2 protein-coding genes are annotated in these 1,761 nt (G+C 36.9%); both read right to left on the bottom strand.

Translation table 11 applies throughout. The features are described from left to right. Positions 1-132: 132 nt before the first annotated feature. Positions 133-294 carry a hypothetical protein gene (locus DXA05_RS26675; RefSeq protein WP_165861577.1) on the bottom strand — a complete coding sequence of 54 codons (162 nt, stop codon included), beginning with the start codon at positions 292-294 and terminating at the stop codon, positions 133-135. Continuing rightward, on the bottom strand, positions 287-1,761 hold a 1,475-nt coding region (locus DXA05_RS26670), incomplete at its 5' end, for a hypothetical protein (RefSeq protein ID WP_165861578.1). The genes DXA05_RS26670 and DXA05_RS26675, both read right to left, overlap by 8 nt.

Here is a 1,761-nt window from a genome sequence, read left to right as displayed (position 1 = left end):
TTGCATCCTTATCTTCCAAATTATTAATGAATGCTTCGGGGTCTTTCCAAAACTCCTCTCTTGATAGTCCATATCTATCAAGCACTTTATTGATTCCTTCCATCCAATACTCTGCTGTTATCATATTCATAGTTATTCATCTGCCTGTTCATCTAGCATATCATCATCTTCCTCTCCCTCTATAAATGCCAAAAGCTCACCTGTCTTGGCATCTCTTATATATCTAATTCCAGGAGCTACATATTCAGTAACTACCTCTTTATCACCCCACCATGGTACAAATGTGTTACTCATTATCATAATTGTTAATAACAGTAGTTGCAGGAACTACCCCAAATCCATACTTATTAAATCTTCTCATAAATTCATTCTTATCCTTAATTATATAATTAAATAGAAGTCTAAGATTTCTAAGTCCATTATTCTCACTAGTCCCCACATAAGGATTATTATTAATAAGTCTATCAATCTCATCAACACTCTTGAAGTTGGGAACTCCAGACTTACCTGCTCTTTGTTCAAACTCTATTAAGGGATGTAGTTGGGAGTTAAACTCTGAAGGGATAGTTAGATATTTATATTTATTTCTAACACTTACTTCGTTATACTCTGGATGTTCTTTCATTATCCGTTTAACAAACTCATCTTCTGATACTATATTGTCCTTCATTAGAGCTTGTAGCCTAGGTCCTCCAGTCTTAGCGTACTGATGATACTCAGTTGGAGTCATATCTTTTAATAATGCTGCTTGCACAGTTTCTATTCCATGCTTAGCTTCATGACCCGGTACATGAGCAAAATCGTCCCTAAGTATCTCAAAGGCAATTCTATCGAAGTCTTTAGTAGTTAGTATTTCCTCACTAGGGACAGACCTAGAGAACTTTATTATATCATTATCCAAACCTACATCTCTCTTATTTCTGGGAAGTACAGTTAAGTTTCCATTGTTATATCTATCGACAAATCTCTTAGCTGCTTCGCCATACTTAGTCCCTAGTTCTGCATCTATACTAGCGATTCTCTGTTGCGTTTCAGGATTTAGTAGATATTCCACGAAATTCTGTATGTTCTTATTAATGTCTAAATCACCATTCATAGAAGTTCCTGTATCAATGAACTGGCTCTTCTCTAATGGCTTAGCTCCTTTCTTAAACACTCTACCATTCTTCAAATCATCTCTAAGACTAAAGATTACTTGGTTATTAGAATATCCATTATCATATACATTATTAAAGATTACCCCGTCAGCACTCATCTTATCAGCTGCTCGTTCTAATGCTGCCCTGTTAGGTACATCACCTACAGTAACTATTGGTCTCTCTAACTCTAAATCACCTTCTACTCTGTAAGGTCTCTTGGCAAATCTCTCTCTAGCCTTAGCTGCTTTCTCTGCCTTACCTGGTATAGAATGATTAGCTGCTGTTCTTGGATTGCCAAATTTACCTTGATACCATATACCAACTTCAGGAGCGCCTTCATGAATAGCATCCCACCTTTCTGGAAAGTATAATTTCGGGAGTCTAGCACTATTCTTATCATGTACTACATGTATGGATTGTCTAGGTCCCCAACCTACATTATTGGGCAATGGCTCAACTGAAGGAGTCCCTTTATCTATAGCCTTACTAATTACTCTAGCTCTAGCCCATTTATTACCACCAACAGCCATATCTTTTACTGGCTTTAACTTAGGTCCAAAGTTACGCATTCCAAATCCACCTGCCAAATTACCTATGTTAAAGAAATCTGCAACTACCGGAT

The sequence above is a fragment of the Bacteroides sp. AM54-2NS genome (assembly GCF_003602935.1).
Classification (GTDB): Bacteria; Bacteroidota; Bacteroidia; order Bacteroidales; family Bacteroidaceae; genus Bacteroides; species Bacteroides xylanisolvens.
Note: the sequence above shows the minus strand (reverse complement) of the source record. Positions and strands in the feature narration are given on the sequence as shown.

What these genes read in the sequence shown, in the direction of transcription:
- DXA05_RS26675 (WP_165861577.1), bottom strand. Translation starts at nt 294, where the DNA reads ATGAGTAACACATTTGTACCATGGTGGGGTGATAAAGAGGTAGTTACT.